Annotated in this window: 15 protein-coding genes and 1 tRNA gene; 7 read left to right on the top strand and 9 right to left on the bottom strand. The window is 61.5% G+C overall.

What is annotated here, in order from left to right:
• Window positions 1–7 precede the first annotated feature (7 nt).
• Window positions 8–202, bottom strand: a complete 195-nt coding sequence (locus AC6H34_RS05405) for a hypothetical protein (protein WP_448150987.1) — start codon at window positions 200–202, stop codon at window positions 8–10.
• Between the two features lie 636 nt (window positions 203–838).
• Here AC6H34_RS05405 and AC6H34_RS05400 point away from each other — a divergent pair.
• Window positions 839–2,446: an outer membrane beta-barrel protein gene (locus AC6H34_RS05400; RefSeq protein ID WP_497538131.1), complete on the top strand. Its 1,608-nt coding sequence runs from the start codon at window positions 839–841 to the stop codon at window positions 2,444–2,446.
• Window positions 2,447–2,897: 451 nt separating this feature from the next.
• Here the strand turns inward: AC6H34_RS05400 and AC6H34_RS05395 are convergent, their stop codons facing one another.
• Complete coding sequence (locus AC6H34_RS05395; RefSeq protein ID WP_448151414.1) at window positions 2,898–3,110, bottom strand: GCG_CRPN prefix-to-repeats domain-containing protein; 213 nt, start codon at window positions 3,108–3,110, stop codon at window positions 2,898–2,900.
• A 412-nt stretch (window positions 3,111–3,522) separates the two neighbouring features.
• On the opposite strand from AC6H34_RS05395, the gene AC6H34_RS05390 reads away from it, so the two are divergent.
• Window positions 3,523–5,187, top strand: coding sequence for an alpha/beta hydrolase (locus AC6H34_RS05390; RefSeq protein WP_448150989.1), 1,665 nt, complete (start codon window positions 3,523–3,525; stop codon window positions 5,185–5,187).
• A gap of 156 nt (window positions 5,188–5,343) precedes the next feature.
• Here the strand turns inward: AC6H34_RS05390 and AC6H34_RS05385 are convergent.
• Window positions 5,344–6,104, bottom strand: a protein-coding gene (locus AC6H34_RS05385; RefSeq protein ID WP_497538130.1) for an IS5 family transposase whose coding sequence is annotated in 2 segments (ribosomal slippage) — window positions 5,344–5,777 and window positions 5,777–6,104 — 762 coding nt in all. Because the reading frame shifts where the segments join, the coding sequence is not laid out codon by codon here.
• Between the two features lie 111 nt (window positions 6,105–6,215).
• Between AC6H34_RS05385 and AC6H34_RS05380 the strand changes: the two genes are divergently transcribed.
• Window positions 6,216–7,901 (top strand): tetratricopeptide repeat protein, encoded by a 1,686-nt coding sequence (locus tag AC6H34_RS05380; RefSeq protein WP_497538129.1) that lies wholly within the window; start codon window positions 6,216–6,218, stop codon window positions 7,899–7,901.
• A 146-nt stretch (window positions 7,902–8,047) separates the two neighbouring features.
• On the opposite strand, the gene AC6H34_RS05375 is transcribed toward AC6H34_RS05380, so the two are convergent.
• Both AC6H34_RS05375 and AC6H34_RS05370 read right to left on the bottom strand, forming a co-directional pair.
• Window positions 8,048–8,848: a dienelactone hydrolase family protein gene (locus tag AC6H34_RS05375; protein ID WP_497538128.1), complete on the bottom strand. Its 801-nt coding sequence runs from the start codon at window positions 8,846–8,848 to the stop codon at window positions 8,048–8,050.
• Between the two features lie 260 nt (window positions 8,849–9,108).
• On the bottom strand, window positions 9,109–9,498 hold the full coding sequence (locus AC6H34_RS05370; RefSeq protein ID WP_497538127.1) for a hypothetical protein: 390 nt from the start codon (window positions 9,496–9,498) through the stop codon (window positions 9,109–9,111).
• A gap of 429 nt (window positions 9,499–9,927) precedes the next feature.
• Between AC6H34_RS05370 and AC6H34_RS05365 the strand changes: the two genes are divergently transcribed.
• Window positions 9,928–10,377: a helix-turn-helix domain-containing protein gene (locus AC6H34_RS05365; protein ID WP_448150993.1), complete on the top strand. Its 450-nt coding sequence runs from the start codon at window positions 9,928–9,930 to the stop codon at window positions 10,375–10,377.
• Window positions 10,378–10,509: 132 nt separating this feature from the next.
• Here AC6H34_RS05365 and AC6H34_RS05360 read toward each other — a convergent pair whose 3' ends face one another.
• The 4 genes from AC6H34_RS05360 to AC6H34_RS05345 all read right to left on the bottom strand — a co-directional run bounded on the left by AC6H34_RS05360 (window position 10,510) and on the right by AC6H34_RS05345 (window position 12,615).
• Window positions 10,510–10,932: a peptidoglycan-binding domain-containing protein gene (locus AC6H34_RS05360; RefSeq protein ID WP_497538126.1), complete on the bottom strand. Its 423-nt coding sequence runs from the start codon at window positions 10,930–10,932 to the stop codon at window positions 10,510–10,512.
• A gap of 8 nt (window positions 10,933–10,940) precedes the next feature.
• Complete coding sequence (locus tag AC6H34_RS05355; protein ID WP_497538125.1) at window positions 10,941–11,858, bottom strand: zinc metalloprotease; 918 nt, start codon at window positions 11,856–11,858, stop codon at window positions 10,941–10,943.
• A 276-nt stretch (window positions 11,859–12,134) separates the two neighbouring features.
• The gene (locus tag AC6H34_RS05350; RefSeq protein ID WP_448150996.1) at window positions 12,135–12,350 is read right to left on the bottom strand and encodes an Arm DNA-binding domain-containing protein; all 216 of its coding nucleotides are present in this window, start codon (window positions 12,348–12,350) and stop codon (window positions 12,135–12,137) included.
• 175 nt (window positions 12,351–12,525) lie between these two features.
• Window positions 12,526–12,615: transfer RNA gene (locus tag AC6H34_RS05345), tRNA-Ser, on the bottom strand.
• A gap of 204 nt (window positions 12,616–12,819) precedes the next feature.
• Here AC6H34_RS05345 and AC6H34_RS05340 point away from each other — a divergent pair.
• Genes AC6H34_RS05340 through AC6H34_RS05330 form a run of 3 tightly spaced genes read left to right on the top strand, consistent with a single transcriptional unit; the run spans window position 12,820 to window position 17,888 of the window.
• Window positions 12,820–14,073, top strand: coding sequence for a sarcosine oxidase subunit beta family protein (locus AC6H34_RS05340; RefSeq protein WP_497538124.1), 1,254 nt, complete (start codon window positions 12,820–12,822; stop codon window positions 14,071–14,073).
• 36 nt (window positions 14,074–14,109) lie between these two features.
• A complete protein-coding gene (locus tag AC6H34_RS05335) occupies window positions 14,110–14,442 on the top strand; it encodes a sarcosine oxidase subunit delta (RefSeq protein ID WP_497538123.1) in 333 nt (110 codons plus the stop codon).
• A complete protein-coding gene (locus AC6H34_RS05330) occupies window positions 14,439–17,888 on the top strand; it encodes a 2Fe-2S iron-sulfur cluster-binding protein (RefSeq protein ID WP_497538122.1) in 3,450 nt (1,149 codons plus the stop codon). Before AC6H34_RS05335 ends, AC6H34_RS05330 begins: the two co-directional genes overlap by 4 nt.
• Window positions 17,889–17,968: the final 80 nt, after the last annotated feature.

Below are 17,968 nucleotides of genomic sequence, written 5' to 3'. Positions count from 1 at the left end.
AGCGGCGTCAGTTCAGGAGTGCAGGCCGCTGGCTGAGGCCCTGCTGAGCCAGCAGGCAGAGAGCGATCAGCAGGTCGAGATTCATGGCGACCTTCTGCTCACCGCATGTGTGGGCCAGTTCCGCGTATGCCTTCGTTTCCTTCAGGCCACCACTCCTGAGGTAATTCAGCGTCGCTTCGAGATCGAATTCTGTAGATTCCATAATCGGGTTGTTTCCCATCCCTGGAAGGAATTGAGATCTGTTTTCCCCACGTCGAAACGCAGATAGACGGGGGCGTTTTTCGATGTTCAGATAGCTTCGTCAAAGCATGACGCCTCCCGGAGCTCTACGCATCCAGGCGCGAAAAACTATCGATGCATGACGAAGGTATTAGCGACCAGTCAGGGCCACAAAGATCGGCACTTGTCGGCGCTCATTTCGGGTGCGTTCATATATCGGCATGTCCGGAATGACCAGACATGCCCACGCATTTCAGCAATGCGATATCGACATCCCAAAGCGCTTTAGAGCGGGCCGCCGGGTCACCGGCCGCCGTGGCGGGGCAGGAGAAGGAAGAAGCGCCCATATTGGGTGGGACCTGCCGATGGTGGCTGCCGGCCAAGCCGGTACTCTCATTTTGTCCCGCAGCCAGGCGAAGGCGCCAGAACCCCGATCCGCGGGAAACGCCAGCTGGTTGGCTCAATGTCATCCGGGTTTAAAGCTGTTACCTAGTCTTGTGAGAAAGTTGCATTTTAGCAACAGATCGCTTGAATAATAAACTTGGTGTTTCAAGACTCATGTACAGAATTTCGATATCGATTTACGAATTTGAAAGGAAAATAACCACCGGGATCTGCAATGAAAAGAACTTGGCTGCTTACATCGTCGTTCTTGCTGGCTTGCACGTCGCTGTCGGCCCATGCAGCCGATCTCGCAGTTCGACCCAATCTGGACTGGACGGGCTTCTACGCGGGTATGCACTCCGGCTATGGCTTCGGTTCCGCGGATTGGTCGCATCCGACAGGCTATTATGAAGGTGACGCCAAGAAGAGTGCCTTGCATGAGGGCGTTCTGTTCGGAGCTCAAGCCGGTTACAACTTCCAGTCCGGATCATATGTATTCGGCGTTCAGGGTGATATCGATTGGGCCTTTCTCGATAGCTATTCCAATGTCGGCGGGCGTTCCTCTGCCGGCCAGTTTGGCGATTTCGGCCGCACCCGGACGGACTTTCTGGCCAGCCTGACCGGGCGCGTGGGCTATGCCTTCGGGCCTGCTCTGCTTTATGGCAAGGCCGGTCTTGCCTATGCCCATGACAAATATTCAGTCGAAGGCTTTCCGATCGCCACTGACACGACGGAAGGAACGGCTGACGAGAACCGTTTCGGCTGGACTGCCGGTCTCGGCGTCGAATATGCGCTCGGTGGCGGGTGGTCCGCCATGCTCGAATACGATTATTACGGCTTCGGCAATCGTCGTGTCTCGCTCTCGCCGAAGCCGGGTGCGGATGTCGGCTCGTTCAAGGTCAGCCGCGACGATCAACTTGTCAAATTCGGCCTCAACTATCGGTTCGGCGCCAATGACCCGTCACCCGAATATCTCGCGCTCGGACCTGATTTCGAGGCGGAGTTCGGCGCTCGCATAGGCCTGAGCGACAACTATTTCCGCAAGAAGCTCTACGATCCCTTCGTGCCAGGGCAGATGAACTCACGTCTCACCTACAAGCAAATGACGGATCTCTCGCGCGAAGTGTTCGCGCGCATCGATATGGCGAATGGCTTTTTTGCCAAGGGCTATTTCAATGGAATGGATGTGTTTTCGGGCAAGCTCTACGACGAGGATTTCCCGCCGGCAGCTGTGCCGTACTCGAAGACCTCAAGCGACCAGAGGAATGGTCGAGGCATTCAAGGTGCTTTCGATATCGGATATACCGCGTTCAAGGGCGATAACTGGAAGCTCGGCGGCTATGTCGGCTACGAAATCCTCCAGCGGCGCGAGAACGTCTACAGTTGTACCCAGGTAGCCGGCAATCCCGGGATTTGCGCGCCGGGCGACGTGGCTCCCGGCAGCCTGACTCTTTCCGAGAACGAGCTTTGGCAGGGCGTGCGCCTCGGCGTTGGCGGCGACTACTGGGTGACCAGCGCGATCAAGCTTTCGGGCGAAGCAACCTATCTGCCCTATGTCAATTTCGAGGGTACCGATTATCATTGGCTGCGTCCCGACATCAATTCCCTGAAGGAGCACGGGCACTCCGGATACGGTGCTGAAGTCCAGGCTGTTGCCTCGTATTATTTCACGAAGAACTTCAGCGCTGGTATCGGTGCCCGCTATACGTGGATGCGCACCAATGACGGCTACACGAATTTTCCGCAGACGCCCAAATCGCCTGAGAAGTTCGAGACGTCACGGCTTGGCGCTTTCCTCCAGCTTGCCTACCATTTCGGGGATATCTCCACTCCCAACAAGTGAAGTCGTTGAAAACGACGGCATGGCGGCCGGGATCGGCCGCTGCCCTGCCTTGTACGCCGCCTTCATGCTGTTGGCCATGGCTGTGACCGGAGGGCCTGGCATCGTCCCGTCGGCTTGGGCCAGTCTGGTGGATCCCTGCCGCGGTGTGCGTACTGCGCAGGCAAGAGCGGACTGGATGCGTAGATGCATCGCGCAAACCGGTTCGCCGAACCAGTGCCGTAAGCATCTGGCTTTCTGCGTGCGAGGAAGACCGGCCCCGGTAATGTAGCTGCCCAAGCCGCCAAATCAGGCGCTTGGTGGGCCTTCACCAGCGCGAGGTCTCCACCGTAACGGCGGCACCATAGGCAAGTCGGCCGTGCACTGCGACGCGGGCACGGCCTTCGCGCTCTTCCGATCGATCACTGGATTTTCAGGCGCGCCAGGCTGCTGCCGCGCGCACCGGAGCCTCGTTTCAATTGCAGTGGAGGTGGCCGTAGTAGCCGCGCCAGCAATGGTGCCAGTAGGGTCGCGGACGCACCACGACGACGCGCGGAGCGTAATAGGCCCTCGGTGCATAGTAGTAGTTGCGCTGGCAACCGCCATAGGGCCCGCGATGCCAGCCAGGGCCGCAGCCACCGGCGATCGTGATGACATCCGATCCGCCTGCGATCGGCGTTGCAGGCATGGCCGCCAGAGTAGGAGACGTCAGGGCGAGCGAAAGCCCGAGCCCGACGATGATCCGAGTGTTCATAGGTCCTCTCCTTGAGTGTGCCTCCCAGCACTACTATTCTTACAGGAGCGTTTTGTTCCATGCATTCGCGTAATAATCGATTTTCTCGGATATATCGGCCGCCGGGGCAATAAGGAACGGCGAGGTCGGCCGAAGTCTCGGCGAATGACGCCGTGAGATTTGGACCCGAACGGCACTGTATTCCGGCATGGCAAACGACCAGTTCGAGGTCGCGCCGACTTTCAAGTTTCCCGATCTCTGAATATACATGTTGCTCACCTGCACGTCGGTGCCCGATCCCTCTCAAGGGCGGGCACCGGGCTGCAGGCCTATCGACAGGCGGGTATCCATATGATTGCGGGCATCAATGATCGATGACTTTCGGCGGTCTCTGTCGGGCCTTGGTTTGATCGCAGGGGCGTTGTTCTTTGCCGCTTCGCTGACGCCGACCCTGATTCCGCGGACCTATCTGACGCAGGGCGTGCTTGCCGGCGCCTGCTTCGCCATCGGCTATGGTCTGGGCGTCGGTAGCCGGTGGCTCTGGCGGTATCTCGAGATTCCGGACATGTCGCCGCGGCTGCGGTCCACCACCAACATCATCGCCTGCCTCCTTTGCCTCGCCGTGGTGGCCGGCTTCCTGTGGCGTTCAGCCGAGTGGCAGAACTCCATACGGTCCGCCATGGGCATTCCGCCCGTGGAGGCGGCATATCCGCTGAAACTGTGCCTGGTGGCGATCGCGACCTTCGCCGCGGCTCTTGTTCTGGCTCGGCTCTTCGCCGCTCTCGTCCGCCTGGCCATTCGACTCGTCAGGCGCTTCCTGCCGCGGCGCGTCGCCAATACGGTCGGCTTTTGCATCGCCGCGGTTCTGGTCTGGATGCTTGCCAACAAGTTCGTGGTCGAAACCGCCTTCGGAATCCTCGACCGGTCATACGCCAGCTATGATGCGTTGCTGGAGCCAGAGCGGCCGCAGCCGACGGAAAGCAGCAGTACCGGCAGTCCCGCCTCCCTGCTCAGATGGAGCGAGTTGGGCCGCGCGGGCCGCGAATTCATCGTCGGCAGGCGCAGTGCCGGTGAAATCGGCGATTTTTCCGGCCAGCCAGCCAAGGAGCCGATCCGGGTCTATGTCGGGCTCGGCGCCGCCGCCGATCCTGAAGTGCGGGCCAGGCTCGCGCTGGAGGAGCTGAAGAGAGTGGGGGGCTTCAGCAGGTCTGCCCTCATCGTCATCACGCCCACCGGCACTGGCTGGGTCGACCCAGCCTCCATGGACGCGGTCGAATACCTGAGCCATGGCGATGTCGCCAGCGTCGCCGTGCAATATTCCTATCTGAGCAGTCCGCTGTCCCTCCTGGCGCAACCCGACTACGGGGCGGAGACAGCCCGCGCTCTGTTTCTCCAGATCTACAACTACTGGACGACCTTGCCCAAGACTGCACGTCCGAAACTCTATCTGCATGGATTGAGCCTCGGCGCGATGAACTCCGAGAGGTCGACCGGACTGTTCGAGATCATTGCGGACCCGATCAACGGAGCGCTCTGGAGCGGGCCGCCCTTCGAAAGCCGCATCTGGCGTTCGGTAACCGATTCGAGAAATCCGGGAACTCCCGAGTGGCTCCCTGTCTTTCGGGACAGCGCCCTGGTCCGGTTCGTAAATCAGAACGGGTCCGCCGTAGCGCCGGATACACCCTGGGGACCGCTTCGGGTCGTCTATCTCCAATATGCGAGTGACCCGATCGTCTTCTTCAAATTCCGCGACGCTTATCGCCAGCCGAGCTGGATGGCTTCGCCACGGGGACCCGATGTCTCGCCCCAGTTGCGCTGGTACCCTGTGGTGACGATGCTGCAGCTCGCCCTGGACATGGGCGTCGCCACGGATATTCCGATTGGCCACGGACACGTCTATGCACCGCAGGACTATGTCGAAGCCTGGTCCGCCGTACTGGCGGCCCGGGACTGGTCGCCGCAGTCCATCGACAAGCTCAAGCTCCATCTCGCCGACGAGGCGGCCAAACGGAACGACGGCATCGGAGGGTAGGCGGCGAACGGCTGCCTCACCGTGGAACTCCGGCATTCATCGATTCCTGCGTATAGGCCGGAAGGCGAAGCGATCTCGTCGCCAAAAACAAAGAGCTAGAGAAAAGCGGCGTTTCTACCTAAACGCGCTTTGCTCTAGGCTGTGGTGACAAATTAATCATTTGAGCCATAGCATGATGCTGGCGATTTTGACGAAGCCGAGGAAGTTTTCGGCCCGTTTGTCGTATCGGGTTGCAATGCGCCGCCATTGTTTGAGTTTGGCGAAGAAGCCTTCAATGCCCCAGCGGTTCTTATAGGCAATCTTGTCGTAGCGGTGCTGGTACTTGCGGTGGCGGCGGGGCGGAATGACAGGCTCGCCGCCCTGGTCGAGAATAATGTCGTGCAGCCGATCGGCATCATAGGCCCGGTCGGCGATCACCTGACTTGCCGGCAGGCCCTGGATCAAGTCGCAGGCTGGCGCCATGTCATTCTGCTGGCCAGGGCCGATCTCGAAGCGCACGGGCAGTCCCAGTGCATCTACGACAACATGGAGTTTGGTGCCAACCCCCCCTCGCGAGCGGCCGAGAGCCTGGGCTTCAGATCCCCCCTTTTACGCCGCGCACCAGCGGCCTGGGCCTGCGCCCGGATAACGGTGGCATCGATAGCCACCCACTCCAGGTCAGGATATTCGGCCGCGGCTTCAAACAAGCGATCGAAGACACCTGCCTCGATCCAACGATAATAGCGCCGCTTAGCCCTCTGATACGGACCGAACCGCTCCGGCAGATCACGCCAACGCCCACCTGACCGCGCTAGCCACAAAAGAGCATCGAAGAAACGGCGACCATCGCTGCGCGGGCCACGCTTGCCCCTGCGTCCGCCGGGAACAAAGGGCCGGATCCGCTCCCATTGATCGTCTCGCAAAACCTCGCCTTCCAAAGCTCTCCTCCAAAAGATAGCTTTGAATCTGATTTGCGCTCTCCTGGGAATCCCAAAGCCCTTAAATTGTCACTACAGCCTAGAAATCCGCACCAGCCAAGGAGTGTTTCCATGACAGTCACGCAAGCGGCGAATGGCGACGCCGCTCTCGCGCTTCACCGCGCCGGCCGGGTCGTCGAAGCGGCTGCTGCGTACAGGGCCCTTCTCGTGGAACGGCCAGGCGACGCGGACCTTCTCGGCCTGCTTGGCGTCGCCAGCGAACAGATGGGAGACCTCGCGGCAGCCGAGCGGCTGCTGCGACAGGGCCTGGCTGAAAGTCATTTTGCCCCGGTCGCCTATCGCAATCTCAACAATCTTCTTGGGCTGCTGATTGAAAGCGGACGCGAAGGTGAGGCCCGGGATGTGGCATCGCAAATCCGGCTGCCGGACTGGCCGGCGGGAAGACAGCCGGACACCGTCGAACGCGATACGGTTCTCAGCCTCCTGATCGGCCTGAAGGATCTTGATCAGACCGAGGTCGCGGCTGAAGTCGCACGCCAGTTCCGTGGGCTTCTCGCCTCGGATATCGACTACGCGCTCATTGCGGGCGAACTGATGTATCAGGTCGGCCAGCATGAGGAGGCGTCGGCCCTGCTGGCTGCGGATTTCGGCGCCGACGAGGCCCAGCCCAATCTCCACATTCTGCGAGCTTCCCTGGCCCATGACCGCCAGGACAGGGAAACCTGCTTGAAGTCGTCGGCCGGATTTGCGGCCGCGATGCCGACCTTGCTGGCTGAAGCCCGCCCTTCCCAGGAATTTGTCCTGGCAGTGTTCAACAAGGCTCCGATCGCGATCAACAGTTTCAGTGATCCGTACTTGCTGCATTACAGCGGCAACTTTCCGTCCCAACTCGCGCAAGCCTTGGCAGATCGTTTCCGCTTCATCTCGATTTTTCCGGATTCGCCCACGGCGATGACGGCAATGCGTGAAATGCCCCGTCCGGCCCTCGGCCTGAACAATATCGTCAACGCCGAGCAGTTGATGGCAAACGACACGTTGCGCATCGTGAGCGAGGTAGAGGACAATCTCGGCGTCAAGGTTATCAATCATCCAAAGCTCGCGGTGGGCGCGACCCGCCAGAAGAATTCCGAGCGCTTTGCCAATCACCCAGAGATCATCTTTCCCAGGATTTCGCGCTACTTCAGTTCGCGTGATCTGCGTGGCCTCCTGATTGACGACATCGAGGGCCGCTACACCTATCCTCTCATCCTGCGCACGGTCTTCCAACAGATGGGCAAAGGAACCTGGCTGATCAATGACCGTAAGGAATTGAACGAAACGTTAGATCTCCTCAATGAAAATCAGTTCTATATTATTGAGTATATTTCATCTCGTCACGAAAACGGTCTGTCGCGAAGCATAAGGGCTGCCTTCGTCGACGGCCACCCGATCATCATCCGTGCGGACTATAGCGATAACTGGAACGTGCGCGCCCGATACGAGTCGGTTCGGCAAGCCTTCTATCGCGATCATCCGGACATATTGGCTTACGCCAACCATATTGTCATGGAACCGGAGAAAGAGCTTGGAAAAACAGCTCTCGAAAAGCTCCATAAGGTAGCGGAACTCATGCCGCTGGAAATCTTCGGCATGGACTTCGATATCACCGAAGACGGCAAACTTCTGATATTCGAAGCCAACGCCACGATGAATTTGCTATCGACCTCTCCCGAGGGTTTTCATTACCCGAAGGAAGTTGAAGATCGGCTCGTCGGCTATCTGTGCGACTATTTTTGCCGCACTGCGACGGGACGGTGAATGCCCGCGCTGAAACACCATGTTCTTATCCGGATGCCGGAGCGCTCGTCTACCGGCTCCAGCCGAACGCTTCGGGTGTGCCGCTTCGTTTCTCCAGGCGGCGAGCCCATCACCGCATCATCGTGTTCCGGCCACGCAACTCGATCTCATTGCGCCAGGAAGGCCGGCACCCGTTCCAGGACATCGGCGCGCGCGGCCGGGTCCGTCCCCGTATGAGCGGAGCCCCCGCCATCCGCCGTAAAGGCAAGATCATCCGTTTCGTGAACCCTGAGGTGGGGATGATCGAAATCATGGTAGGCGCCAGGGTAGACGACGATCGAGACCGGTTCGCCGTTCGCCCGCGCCTGGTTTGCCAGATCCTCGCATGGCTTCGCGGGAGTCCAGTCGTCAGCGGAGCCGACCAGGATCAACAGCGGGATGCGGGCATGCCAATCGCCATGGGCTAATGGAAGACGGCAGCCTGGATAGAAGGCGACGGCTTTCGCGAAATCGGGTCCCTCATCCCAGGCAGGGCGTTTTTCGCCAACCGTGTAGAGCACGGTCGAGCCGCCATTCGACCAGGCTAACAGGGAGATAGCCTGCGCGTTGACATCCTGCCGGGTCTGCAGATAGGCCTTGGACGCGAAGGCATCGTCGCGTCTCTCCTTGGCCGGCCGTGTCACTCGGTCTTCGACCTTGCATTGAGGTCCGGCTCCCCGCGAACCGAAGCTGTCGGGAAAAAGAACGACGTAACCCCTCTCCACCAGACGCTTTGCCCACTCGGCGTGACGCGCCGACAACTCGCCGTTTCGACCGTACAGGCCGGCGCAACCGTGGAGGGCGACAATGGCGGGAAATGGTCCCGCTCCCTCAGGTTTCAGCAGTTCTCCATGGAGGCTTATGCCGTGGCCGTTGAAGGTGACAGGCTCGGCGCTCGCGGCCGAACACAGGAAAGCGAGAGCGCCCATCAATGCCGGAGTAAGGACGCGCCTCTTGCCCAATGAAATGCCTTCATGTTGAACGTGGAATGTGCGGCGGTGCCAGGATCTGCGCGTGGCTATTGCGTAGCCGGCTCCGGGCGCCGGCAGCATTGCCCCTTGTGCCTCTATCGGGCTGTCGGTCTGTCCAACGCATTGCCGATATAGCACCGATGCCCTGAAGCGTGAAGCGCGCGGCAGGAAAACGCATCGCGGATCGATCGTCGCGATGCGTTGGAGGGTTTGCACGGTCAGGCTTTCTCTCCCGCAGGCGGTCTCACACCCCGTTGCTGCTCGACGCGGGGAGGCGCAGACACCTTGTCCGAAACATAGGAGCCAATTCTCTGGGGAGGCCTGAAAGGCTTTCCGGGGGCCGTATTGAAGCCGAGAAGGGAGACGACCACGGTCAAGACGGGACTTGTGGCTTTTGCGGCGATGTGGCGATGAATGAAGGGCAACGACAGGCGCTCCTGGCTGCCTATTACGTTGACGCGGCTCAAATTGCCATCGCTGTCCCATCCCAGGAAAACAACGCTGGCGTCGTTCGGTACCAGTTCCACACCAATCACGATGGAGTCGAGAAGGAGGTGGGATGGAATTTCGAGATCATACTCTGTGTCGACTGAAATCAGGTCCAGCAATTGGATACCTCGTTCCTCGGATCTAAAATATTGGTTCGACTTGATATTTCTGCCTCATGAGTTTGTCGGCGCCCGCGCCTGAATCGTTTTACGCACGAAAGCCGCGATTGGATCACCTGGGACGCGCCACCGTTTCATCCGCGCGGGCCAGAATTTTCAGAGGTGGTCATGGCGTCACTGGTCGGCATGAAGCCGGCACTTTTGCGGCGGCTCGGATTTCCGGCGTGCGAATGCCCGCTCCGCATCTTCTCGGTGATCCGTATTCGTCGGCTGTCGCTGCGCTGGGAGCACGAGTTGGGGCGGAATGCTTGGGGGAGCCCGTAGCGGTCGCCGAAATGGCGTGTCTCGCCTTGGAAATTGTTCCTATGTATCGTTTGTGATACCCTATGCATCATCGGCGATGCGAGACACCCCCAACTCATAAGAATCATGGGTGATGCCATTAGCATCATACAACGTTCCCAACTGAGAGCAGCGCGGGCCCTTTTGGGCTGGTCTCAGGATCGCCTCGCGGAAGCTTCCGGCGTATCGCTGCCGACAATCAAGCGGCTGGAACCGGGAGCAGGTCCGCTTTCGACGAAAGTCGAGACGATGGACAAGCTTCAGCGTGCGCTGGAGACGGCCGGTGTCATCTTCGTCGCGGAGAATGGTGAAGGGGCCGGGGTCCGCCTTCGCAAACAGCCAGCGCAACCGGCTTCCGCCGTTGACGAGATGGTCGTCGATTTCGACCAGCGCTCAGGCGAGTGCTTCGTGATCTGCGACGGCGAACGCAAGTTCCTCGGTGTCTTTGAAACGCTGGAACTCGCCCGAACGTCCGCAGAAGAGTATCAGCGGGAACTGGACTGGCATAAGGCAAAGCTGACGCACCCGAAGGGGTGACCTGATGCGGGTGGCTCGAAATGAGTGGGCAGTACCGGAACCCGGAGGCGGTCTACTCGGTGCCCTCTCGGAGCGTCTGGCCGACCTTTGTATTTTGTCAGAATGAAATGCTCCCCCTCTGGGGGAACCCGATCACGCCTGGGCGCTGAGGCGCTTGAGAAGATTGACGGCCAGGAAGTTGCGATGGCTACCTTGCTGGCTGCAGATCTTGCAGCCGCTATCACTGAAATCGGCAGATTGCTGGAATTGAAAGAGTTCGTCGTCGAGCGCCTTCATCGTCATGATGCCGACGATGGCGTCCGCGGCATTCTGGTAAGACCTGTTGATGATGCCTCGCTTGGTCTTGTAGTTGAGCACGGCCTTCGACGTCGTCGGGCCATAGTACTTCGTGAGCCGCTCGGCATCGGCGATGACGGCGCCGTCGAGCATGATGAGCGCTTCCTGGATCTTGCCGACATGCTCGCCGGCATGGCCTTCCAGAATATGAGACGGGTTGGCGACGGCGGCCGCCTCGAGCGCCGTATCGCCCTGGAAGATATAAGCACGAAGCGCCATAGCCGACCTCATGTGGCCAGAGGGAACACAGGCCCGATATTGTGGACCGACTCGACATGCTCGCCCAGGAACCGCATGGTCAGGAAAGGTCCCAGGTGAGGAAACATGATCGACGCCCGGGCGGTAACGTGCTGGGCGCCGCAGGCATGACCCGTTTCGTGCATGAATGCCTTCATGGTCTCGTCCACGTTCGAGGTGGAGGGCGTGAAGAAGATGACATTCGTATTGGTCGCAAACCTGATGTTGACGTCGATGACATCCGACTGCGACTTGCTGGTGACTGGTCTCGTCAACAGAAAGACGAAATGTGTGCTAGGAAACAGCCTTGGATAGTTCAGGAACACTTCCGAAGTCATCACAAACGAGGCCTTGTCCTTCTCCGGGGACATGATCGCGTCGACGTTGATAGGGTTGCCGAAGTCGCGCGCCGATTTGACTTCGTCGATAGGCTTTCCCGGTTCGATCTCCTGGAGTTCCATATTCAATTGGCTGAGAAACGAGGTGTTCGCCTTGGCCATGACATCGCGCGGATTGATGCCCTTGGCGGTGAACAGGCTCTTCACGTCTCCCCGCATGTCGGAGAAGTAGACGAATGCCACTTTCTTGGTGATCTTCGGTTTGACGCCGATAATGATGCCGTCCGAAAAGGTGATGTCGTCGGCGCTGCTGCTGACCTCGTTGACCGAGATAAAGGCGTTGGCGAAAGCCTGGCCCTGGACGTCAAATTGCGCTTCGGTGCCGCCGGGAATTCTGAACACGATGTCGTTCGCCATGCGCGACGGTTCGATCCCGGGAATAGCACCGCCGCCCTTTTTGCGAAACCTGCCGATCAGGATCGCCCGCGCATTGTTTTTCGAAACCTCGACATCGACGGGTAGCTTGTCGGTCTTGACGGTGAGCGTCCGGGTCCCGTCGAGCGGAACCATCTGATATTTCCCGTATTCAGGTGCATTGTCATAGCCGTCGAGGATGAACCCGGCCCCGATCTTGTCGACGATGAGCGTCATGATCGCGTTCTCCTCACCGGAGGCCTTGTTCGGCGTCGTCCAGGAGACGCCGGTGAGCGCCCCTACCAGCCGGCAGCGATATACTGCATGTGAAGCCAATAACCGCGTAATTCATCAAAAGCGCTATCTGACGTCATCAAAAAGATGTTCGGATCGCCGATGCCTGCTTGCGGTCAGCCCAACTTATCTGGCGCCTCAATCGGGTTGATACCGTCTGCGACTTGGGTGGGCCTCTTTCGCCGTGCCGCGGGCCTTGGCCGGCGACACAGCGGGCAAGCCACCGGGACCCATCTCCTCCAGCTTTCCCTGCCAGCGGAAGACCAAGGGCGAGCGCTTGGCCCCGTTATGGTCCACAACCAGATAGAGGCCTCCGCTATCAGCATGCTGGCCCCGGACCGACAAACCCGTCACCGACCTGGCGTTGGGCCGATCAATCTGCCTTGCGATTGTCCGCCACTCAGTGTCATCCCGAGGATATGCCCAACTTCCGGCGCATGCCCACGAATGAACACGACACGACAAAGCGCCCCAGTGAAGTAATCACAAGGGGTTATCGGATGTCAGCGAACAACGATGGATGGGAGAATGGCGGAGAGGGAGGGATTTGAACCCCCGATGGAGTTGCCCCCATGCCGCATTTCGAGTGCGGTGCATTCAACCACTCTGCCACCTCTCCGCAGCTGGTCGGGCGCTACATATAGACTTGTTCGGGCGGGGGCAAGATCGGAGTTGCGGAAAAACCGGGGGAAATTGCTGGACTTGCGGCACCTCTTCCGGAGGGCCGAGGCCGAGTTGCGCTCGATGCCCGCTGCAAATCCGGTTGCCTCCTCCCCGCTTCGTGCTCTATGCCGTGAACCACAACGGCATTCGCCCGAGACCCATGGTTCGTTATTCCGGATTTCGCCTTCTCGCAGAGGCTCTGCGCGGTCACCGCGGCTGGGGGCCAGCCTGGCGCAAGGCTTCACCAAAGCCCTCCTACGAGGTCGTGATCGTCGGCGGGGGCGGGCATGGACTCGCGACGGCCTATTACCTTGCCAGCAAGCACGGTCTGACCGATGTCGCGGTGCTGGAGCGTGGAGGCATCGGGCTCGGCAACGTCGGACGAAACACCACGATCATCCGCTCGAATTACTTTTCCAGGGAAAATATCCGCTTCTACGATTTCTCGCTCAAGCTTTGGGAAAGCCTGGAGCAGGAACTCAACTACAACGCCATGGTTTCTCAGCGCGGCGCGCTCAATCTCGTTCATGCCGATGGCCAGCGCGACCAACTCGCCAGACGGGCCAACCAGATGCTGCTCGAGGGCGTGGATGCGGAACTGCTCGACAAGGAAGGGGTGAAGCGCCTGGTGCCGCTTATCGATACCGACAATGGCCGTTTTCCGGTCATCGGCGGCTTCCTGCAGCGGCGGGGCGGTACGGTGCGGCACGATGCGGTGGCCTGGGGCTATGCCCGGGCGGCGGATGCGCGCGGCGTCGATATCGTGGAGAATTGCGAAGTCACCGGCATAAGGCGCGAGGGCGATGCCGTGACCGGCGTGGAGACCAGCCGGGGGTTCGTCGGGGCGAAAAAGGTGCTGTTCGCGGTTGCCGGTCATTCCTCGCGGCTGGCCGAGATGGCCGGCTTCCGCCTCCCCATCGAGACCCATGTGCTGCAGGCCTTCGTCTCCGAGGGCGTCAAGCCGCTCATCGATTGCGTGGTCACCTACGGGGCCGGACATTTCTATGTCAGCCAATCGGACAAGGGAGGGCTCGTCTTCGGCGGCGCGCTCGACGGCTACAACAGCTATGCCCGTCGCGGCAGCCTGCCGATGGTCGAGGATGTTCTGGCGGCGGGCCTCACGCTGATGCCCGCGCTCGGGCGCCTTCGCGTATTGCGTCAGTGGGGCGGGACGATGGATATGTCGCTCGACGGCAATCCGATCATCTCCGCCACGCCGGTTGCCAATCTCTTCCTCAACGGGGGCTGGTGCTATGGCGGCTTCAAGGCCATCCCCGCGGGCGGCTTCACCACCGCCCATCTGGTTGCCACCGGTGAGCCCCATCCGCTCATCGCCCATTTCGGCCTCGATCGCTTCCGCACGGGCCGGATGATCGACGAGCGCGGAGTGGGACCCTATGCCTGGATGCATTGAGATGCGGTTAGACCGAATGCGCGGACCGAGAGCGAGATGCGCCGTGTTCCCGAACGCCTCGCCTTGTCTAGCCGCGGGCCTGCTCCCATGCTGAGGATCGCTTGTCCGCATTGCGGTGTCCGTGACGAATTCGAATTCCGCTATCGGGGGGACGCCAGCATACTCCGGCCTTCCGGCGAGGCCGGTGCCGAGGCCTTCCACGCCTATGTCTATGATCGGGCGAACCCGGCAGGCTGGCATCTCGAATGGTGGCAGCACGTCGCCGGCTGCCGGCAGGTGCTGAAGGTCGTGCGCCACACCGTCAGCCATGTGATCCACGCCGTGGGCTTGCCGGGCGACGAACTCGCGCCCCCGGAGGCCGGCTCATGAGCGGGCCCCATCGCCTTCCCGAGGGTGGCCGGGTCGATCGCGGCAAGCCCTTGTCATTCCGCTTCGACGGCAAGGCGTATCAGGGCTTTGCTGGCGATACGCTGGCCTCGGCGCTGCTCGCCAACGGCGTGCGCATTCTCGGCCGCTCCTTCAAATATCATCGTCCGCGCGGCGTCTATACGGCGGGTCCCGAGGAACCTTCGGCGCTGGTGGAACTGCGTGGCGGGGCGAGGCGCGAACCCAACATCCCGGCCACCACCATCGAACTGTTCGAAGGACTGGAGGCGCGCAGCCAGAACCGCTGGCCGTCGCTCTCCTTCGATGTCGGTGCACTGAATAACCTCCTTTCGCCGTTCCTGCCGGCGGGTTTCTACTACAAGACCTTCATGTGGCCGCGCCGCTGGTGGGAAGCGCTCTACGAGCCGATGATCCGCAGGGCGGCCGGCCTCGGCCGGGCGGCAGCTGCAGCCGATCCCGACCGCTACGACGTCATGCATGCGCATTGCGACCTGCTGGTGGTGGGCTCCGGTCCCGCCGGCCTCGACAAGGCTCTCGCCGCCGGCCGAGAGGGCTTGCGGGTGATGGTGCTCGAACAGGACTTCGTCCCCGGCGGTTCCGCCCTGCTCGATCCATCGGCCGGCGAGTCGCTGGCCACCCGGCTCGCGGAGCTTGCCGCCATGCCTGAGGTGACCGTTCTCACGCGCACCACTGCTTTCGGCCTGTACGACAACCTCGTGACCGGTGCGGTCGAGCGCGTTTCCGATCATCTTTCCGTGCCGGGCGCGAATCGCGTCCGGCAGCGCCAATGGATCATTCGCCCCGGCCGCATCGTCCTCGCCACCGGCGCGCTGGAGCGCCTGATCGCCTTTCCCGGCAATGATCGGCCGGGCGTGATGCTGGCCTCCGCCGCCGCGGCCTACGCCGTCCGATACGGTGTCGCGCCGGGACGCAAGGTCGTGTTCTTTCTCAACAACGACAGGGCCTATGAAGCAGCGGATCGCCTGGCGGAAGCCGGGGTCGAGATCGCGGGGATCGTGGACGTCAGGCCGGATTCGATGGCAGGTCGCGCGGCCGAGCGAAAAGGCTTTCCTGTCTGGTTCGGTTCGCAGATCATGGCAACCGAGGGCGCGCCGCTCCACATCGTCACCATCGCACCGATAGCCGGCGGCGGGCGCCCGCAGATGCTGCTGACGGATCTCGTCTGCGTGTCGGGTGGCTTCAATCCCCAGGTTCAACTGGCCAGCCAGGCGGGGCTGAAGCTTGAATGGGACGAGGCACGCGCAACCTTCGCGGCCAGGGGTAACGAGCGGATCGAGATCGCCGACGCGCCGGCCGGCGAGACCGACTCCTTCACGCCGCTCGCGTCCTTCTGGGAAGTTGGGATCCAAAGCCGCGCCAAGGCCTTCGTCGATCTCCAGCACGACGTCACGGCCGATGACCTGCGTCTCGCCCATCGGGAGGGATACTCCCATGTCGAGCACGCCAAGCGCTACACCACGCTCGGCATGGCGACCGACCAGGGAAAGACCGGCGGTCTCGTCGGCAGCGCGATCCTGGCGCAGGCGAAGGGCGAGAGCATCGCCGAAACTGGCCTGCCGACTTTCCGGCCCTATGTCTCGGCCGTCTCCTTCGGCGCGCTGGCGGGCGGGGAGATCGGCAGGCACTTCAAGCCGGAACGCCGCCTGGCCCTGCATGACTGGCATGCCCGCAACGGTGCCGTCTTCGTCAAGCTCGGGCTGTGGCTGCGCCCGCTCGTCTATTCGCCGGCCAGGGACACGAGTTGGACGCCCGTGCTGGCGGAGGCTCGCAACGTACGCGCGGGTGTCGGCGTCACCGACGCTTCGTCCCTTGGAAAGATCGACATCCAGGGGCGCGACGCCGGTATCTTCCTAGACCGCATCTACGCCAACACCTTCTCGACCCTGCCGGTCGGGCGCGCGCGCTACGGCCTGATGCTGCGTGAAGACGGCATCGTCATGGATGACGGCACCACTTCGCGCCTGGCGGAGGACCACTACTTCGTCACGACCACCACGGCCAATGCCGGGCTGGTACTGGAACATCTGGAATTCCATCTCCAGACGGCGTGGCCCGATCTCGACGTACAGATCACCAATGTCGCCGACCAGTGGTCGACTTTTGCCGTGGCCGGGCCGAAATCCCGCGCCGTGCTCGCGCGCATCGTGGATCTCGACCTCGAAGACGCGGCCTTCCCCTTCATGGCGGTGGCCGAGACGAAGATCGCCGGCGTGGCCGGGCGCCTCTTCCGCATTTCCTTTTCGGGGGAGATGGCGTTCGAGGTCAGCATCCCCTCCGGCCATGCCGAGCCCGTGTGGGAAGCGATCCTGGCAGCCGGCAAGCCGTTCGGGATCAGGCCCTACGCGCTCGATGCGCTCAACCTGATGCGTATCGAGAAGGGTCATGTCGCCGGCAGCGAACTGAACGGGCAGACTACGGCGACGGACCTCGGCCTCGGGCGAATGCTCAAGAAGAAGGGCGACTTCATCGGCAAGGTGCTGGCGGCGCGAAGCGGGCTCAATGATCCGCAACGCCTGTCGCTCGTCGGCGTCAAGGTCACGGATCCCGAAAAGAAGCTGCGGGCCGGCGCTCATCTGCTGGAGAATGCCGAAAGCAGGGATAGTCTCGGTTTCGTCACGGCGGCCTGTCCCGTGACCGAGGGGGGAGGCTTCATCGGCCTGGCCCTGCTGGCGGGCGGACAGGACCAGGTCGGCAAGGTGTTGCATGCCGCCGATCCCGTGAGGGGCGGGGCCTGCGACGTGACTGTCGTTCCACCGCACTTCGTCGATCCCGAGAACGAGCGTGTGAAGGACGCGTCACCTGTTGGTGACATCGAGAAACTTCTCCTGCGCGCGACGCCGCCCGGCGGCCATCCTCTCATTCCGGACAGGGCCTCGGAAAGGATCGGCGCTGTGCGTCTCGTGGAGCGCAGCCCCGATGTCGCCGAACTCAAGGCCCGCAAGGGCCGAGAACTGGAACTGCGCAGCGCCCTGCAGGCCCACTTCGGACTGGACCTGCCCGAGGCGGGCCGGGCGAGCAGGGCCGGACCGTTGGCGGCGCTGTCCACGGGGCCCCAAAGCTGGCTACTGCTGGATGAGCATGGGCGTCCAGGGGGACTTGCCGTCAGCCTCAGGCATGCGGCGGGGGAGGCGGCCTCGGTGATCGACCAGTCCTTTGCCTTCGGTGCCCTCACCATCTCCGGCTCCAGGGCGCGCGATGCTCTCGCCAAGGGCTGCCGCCTCGACCTGCACCCGCGCGTCTTCGGCCCGGGCAGCGTGGGGCGTACCGTGATGGCGCAGGTCACCGTCGTCGTGCACCACGGCCAGGACGAAGGCAGCTATGACCTGCTCGCCCCCTCCACCCTGGCGCAATCCCTGGCCGGGTTCCTCGTGGAGAGCGCCGCTGAATACGGCCTAATTCTGGTATAAGAAACCCTCGCTAGAGCGTTTTGTGTTTTGACGGAATCGGCAAAACGCAAAGACGCGTCGAGAAACAGAGAGTTAGAGAA

The sequence above is a fragment of the Labrys sp. ALF-8 genome (genome assembly GCF_059699065.1).
This window is presented reverse-complemented; position numbering and strand designations above follow the sequence as displayed.